Source organism: Pseudanabaena sp. SR411 (genome assembly GCF_002251945.1).
GTDB lineage: Bacteria > Cyanobacteriota > Cyanobacteriia > Pseudanabaenales > Pseudanabaenaceae > Pseudanabaena.
In genome coordinates, this window is the sequence record NZ_NDHW01000256.1 from 1 (window position 1) to 4,826 (window position 4,826).

Genomic DNA, 4,826 nt, shown 5'->3' on the forward strand with positions numbered 1-4,826 from the left:
TTGGGAAAATCGCMGGAATTCTCTCTCGTGTAAAGTTAACTGGCAATTTACTACTGCTGATGCTCGCATTAAATTGCTTCGTCTCTATCCGTCAATAACCCTTTGACTGTCTACTAGTTAGAACAGCTTATAGGATTAATAGCTTTAAATGTGACCAGATAACGACGAATCAGGCATTGTGACAGGTCAATCATGAGTCACATTTAGCAGTTTCCGCGCAGGCAACATTTAATACGTCTACAGACTTTATTCACTTCTTTCCTTTCGTACTCTTGAGTAATAAGCTAATTTCAAACCTCCATATCAACCTTTTCGTTGTTTTGCCTTTTCATAAGCAGGATCATGCAAACCAAAACTCAATATTTTTACCCGTTTTGGCGCAGGCTTTTCATAGATCCGATAGACCAATCGATAGGCTTCCCCTCCGTAGAAAATTTCTAGGGCATGATGTCCTTGCAAATCACCTTTAAGCTTATGACAATCAAACGGCTCACCCGTAGCAGGATTAACTTGCAAAGCAGGTTTGATCAGTGAATTGAAATCACTTTGAAGATCTTCTGGCAATTCTAGCAAATCCACCTTAATTACCAACGGATTTATCTGTAATTGATACTTTGCGGTTGTAGCCACGTTCCTTTACCTTTCTTGCAATTTCCTCCATATCAAACTCCTCATCGAGCGTACCAATCGTTACCCAATCCTCTTCTCGAATTGGATTAGCAATTCTGCTTATAGCCTTAGCCTCAGCCGAGTTTTGCTTGAGCCATGCGTCACGTTCGAGCTTTTCAACGATCGCCGAGCTAATCCACGCATTGAGATTATTACTAGGCAATGCCTCCAAAAGCTTAGCCGCTAAGCGAACTACAATTTCTTGCTCCTCAGATACATTAGAAGTCACCATAATTCAGTGTCCCTCACTTAAATATATTTACTCTAGTTTACAAGCAAATCAAAATCTGTAATCTTCACAAGTAAAGGCACATCCTTAATAAGAAGCCGAAACCAACGCTTGACCCTTGCTCATCACCTGCAACTCCCTCTCAAACCCCGACAAATCCGCCGAAGCATTACGAATTGCCTCCCTGCGTTCCTGTTCATTACCCAAAGCCATAGTCAACTCCGTATTAATTTGTGTCAAAACCCCAGCATCGATTTCCGAAACCTGCTGCAAAACTACCGTCAAACCAATCCCAAACTTGCGTCCTTGTCGCGAAATATCGCGAAACACCGAGCCGAACTTCATCCGTTGCGGATTTAATACACTCGGAGCCTCCTCCACCACCACATTCACATAAGGCAAGCGATCGCTAGTCCTCAGAACCCCATTCTCCAAATAAGGCAAACGTCCATCCCCCAACCTCAACACCAACTCATCCGCCAGCGATCGCAAACCCACCTGCCCCTGCTCATCATCATTACTTAGCGATCGGCGAATCGCGATCGGTAAATTACTCCTACCGATGTCCTGTCGCTAAAGAAGGGTCACGAAATAGCGACGGACTCATTCCCGCCGAAACTGCCTCAGCAATCAACTGCTTCCGCATCGCCACCCGTTCCGACTGCATTAACGATGCGCGATCGTGAGCCGCCTTAATCGGATAGGGATAGCCATAAACCCTCTGGTCATGGCAAGCATAGTCCAAGTCCTCAAAAATTCTCCGTTCCCTCGCGATCGTCTCCTCATCCGTCCCACCCTTCACAAACCTCTCCCAATAATTCACGTCCATATCTAGCCGCAATACTGGAGTCGAGCGATGAAACCTCACCAAATACGAAACTGCTCCTGCGGGTGGCAACCGTCTCCCCTCACACAGCGATAATGTCCATCCCTCACGACCAACTTCAGGAATCCGCAAATACCAATGTTCCGCCACTTGATTCCCCTCTAACCCTCGGCGATCGCGTGCCAACTCCTCCAAAGAGTCCATCCCTGGCAAACCGTGAGACTTCGACAACGCAAAAAATCCCTTGCCCTGTCGCAACGCTTCAACACAACACAAGCGCTTCACATGCTCGTAAAACAAAGAGCTAGTCGAAGACAACAAAGGCAACGAAAAAGTCGTGTCCATCAACAAATAGTCAGGACAAGTCTCCGACTGGATCAGCCTCAGTGCTGCTCCCAGTTCAGCCGTCGATCGCAACTGAATCGCCAAATTCCCCGTATCACTAGCATGGGGACGCACCAGATTATTCAGCAAAGTCTGTACGCTCAATGTCTTGCGGATCTCCTTCGCTTTTAGCATCCGATAGTCCGAAGCCTCCACCACATCCACCAAAGACATCCCCGCAAGCCTCTCATGAAAGCGATCGAGCACTTCTGGAGCTTCTTCACTATTTTCTGGCAACCATGCCGATTCAAAAACAATCTCTGGCGCAGGTCCCTGCTCCCACAAACCCGTAATCCGATTTGCCTCATACACCGTTGCCTGTGCTAATGCCAGATATACAAACGAATCAGCGTAACTCAGCAAAGGAAAATCGCCACTGCCATCCACCCCACCAACGCTTAAGCGATCTCGTATCGTCGTATGCCCAAACAAACAAATCTGCGATCGGGCGCGATCGATTTCATCATCTAGCAGGCGCGATCGTACTTGCCACCCCTGCATCTCTTTAGCAATATCGCGAAACTGACTGCGTACCTTGTCCCGCAAATTAAGATCAAATCGCACTACTACCCCCTATTGACCTATTTTCTTAGCAAGTTCAGTCTGAGTCATATTTAACCTTAGCTGAAGTTCATCAATTAAGATTGCATAGTTAACCTTTGTCGGTATGACCGAGAAGAACCTATCAAGTTATACAGCGAATATAACAGAGATTTTCGGGTTTTAGTGTGACAAAAAAGCAATGTTTACGAATTAGCAGCAAATTACGGGAAAAGTGAGTCTAAAACCCAAAACTAAGGCTAAGGCTTAGCAAGTTGCAAGTTATCAATTCCTGCTGAGGAGAGTCCTTAGATCTAAGCAGCAACCTCAAGCTGTCTCGTTTCCTTGGGTTTCGTTTCAAACACTTAAACATATCCTCATCAAGCACAAAGCCATTATTCGTATCCTGCATCTATCCTCAAATAAGCGATCGCACCAGACAACTGAGCGATCATTTAAAAAAATTCTGGTTCATCACTAATAGCTTGGAGCAAGAACAAACCTAATGCTTTGTTTAATGCTTGATTATCCTGTGGACAACGCGCATCCGTGAGACATCTTGGACAACCATATTGACAATTACAAGCCTCAACTAATTGAGCAGCCCGAACAGCAAACGCTTCAAAGCGATCAAATAATTCCTCGCAAGTGCCATTACCGCCATCGGTCGTATCAAAAAAATAGGCAATTGTCTTTAACGTATTAACTCGATTTTTCTCGGTCTCACAATAGCTATTCAGATCTTGGCGATCGCTCAGTACTAATAAAGGGACGGCAATCCCAATCTGATGACAAATTGAATGTAAGGCTAGATCGGCAGGCTCAGTTTGAAATAGAGGTGTAAGTTCTGAAGGAATCTCAGTGCCAAATTGATTCTCTATCTGTTGTTTGAGTTTATTGGCATATTCTTGTAATGGTTCCGACAACTCTAAATTCATCTCAATCCTCAATACTGGGGCTTGATAGTGAGTCGTATAAGCGACATCAAATAGATTTTCTTCTTCGACTTCTGTAATTTCAGCTAATCTAGTTGGTTTGCTACAGGCGGTACAAATATCAGACTGCATTGGTTGATGATAGCGTGAACAACGAGGATGGCTACAGGTAATTGTTCTGACTTTGCTGATCAAGTTATATCCCGTTACATGATTCGTAATTTCAGCCCAGCTAAGGGTCAAGCGTAACTTACTGTCTTTGAGATTTAAAGAAACTAGTCTTGGCTCACGCAGAGGCTCCAATGGCTTAATAGTCATGTCTTGTGTAGCCTGTGTGCGGAGCTTCGGCTCTGAATCAAGGAGAATTAAGTTGGCTTGTTTTGATTCTAAATCTAGCGATCGCGATCGGTAATATTGCAAATTTCCATCGTTACTCTGCATAGCGTATATCGCATTAGGAAATACTTCACGATAGACCTGTAGTAGCGATAGTTCTTCAAGTTCTTGATTAGTATTGCCGTCTACCAACATAACTGAGTCTTGAGTTGCTCCCCTCAGATTAACTGAGTTATGTGGGTGGTCATGGGTAAAGAGATCGCCTGATTTCTCATTAAGTTGTAATGCTTTTTGATTGAGCAGTTCATCAGTAATATTGCCAGCGTTGTCGCCAAAGCGTTGTTTGACTTCACTGGCAGGAATCATGCTTTCACTTGCCGCACAACGAAGATGCTTACTGAGAATTGAGTGATAGTTGGGATTGCAAAGGGCGCGTTCAACTTCTCCATCGAGAAGCATCTRAGGATTGCTYCCGTAGTAATAATCAAGCGGATCTCCCAAGGATGGTAGAAACACAACTAGCCCATGCTGATACCTTCCTGCTCTGCCAATCCGTTGATAAAAACTCGCCAATTCAAGGATGAAATGCAACGGGGTCTGATGAAGCAAAGAATACTTCGTAAGGAGTACGATAGTCAAGTGATTTTCTCGGTCTGTGATTGATCAAATTCACCACCTTCTTAAAGTCCTCTTCTTTTACGATTTTGAAGTTTGTACTTTTGGGATAGAACTCTCTAATCAATCCATTGGTATGTTCATTTAATCCACGTTCCCATGAATGATATGGATTTGCAAAGAAAGTGTCTAGTTTCAATCTTTTAGATAGCTTCTCATGCCCACAGAATTCTCTTCCATTATCAAATGTCATTGTCCTTCGAGATGTTGACTCTACATGCTCAAACAGCTT

The 4,826-nt window shown here is 44.1% G+C and carries 6 protein-coding genes; all 6 read right to left on the reverse strand.

Going from position 1 to position 4,826, the window contains the following annotated elements; genetic code table 11:
• Positions 1–303: 303 nt before the first annotated feature.
• A complete protein-coding gene (locus B9G53_RS26280) occupies positions 304–630 on the reverse strand; it encodes a type II toxin-antitoxin system RelE/ParE family toxin (protein ID WP_094536375.1) in 327 nt (108 codons plus the stop codon).
• The gene (locus B9G53_RS26285) at positions 581–901 is read right to left on the reverse strand and encodes a hypothetical protein (RefSeq protein WP_094536376.1); all 321 of its coding nucleotides are present in this window, start codon (positions 899–901) and stop codon (positions 581–583) included. Before B9G53_RS26285 ends, B9G53_RS26280 begins: the two co-directional genes overlap by 50 nt.
• An 84-nt stretch (positions 902–985) precedes the next feature.
• On the reverse strand, positions 986–1,396 hold the full coding sequence (locus tag B9G53_RS26290; protein WP_176453364.1) for an ATP-binding protein: 411 nt from the start codon (positions 1,394–1,396) through the stop codon (positions 986–988).
• A 58-nt stretch (positions 1,397–1,454) separates the two neighbouring features.
• Entirely contained in the window at positions 1,455–2,672 is a 1,218-nt protein-coding gene (locus tag B9G53_RS26295; protein ID WP_094536377.1) for a hypothetical protein, read from the reverse strand.
• 431 nt (positions 2,673–3,103) lie between these two features.
• Positions 3,104–4,528 (reverse strand): Zn-binding domain-containing protein, encoded by a 1,425-nt coding sequence (locus B9G53_RS26300; RefSeq protein ID WP_176453365.1) that lies wholly within the window; start codon positions 4,526–4,528, stop codon positions 3,104–3,106.
• Positions 4,494–4,826 (reverse strand): IS30 family transposase (locus B9G53_RS26305; protein WP_141211908.1); only part of this gene is annotated, 333 nt, incomplete at its 5' end. The genes B9G53_RS26300 and B9G53_RS26305, both read right to left, overlap by 35 nt.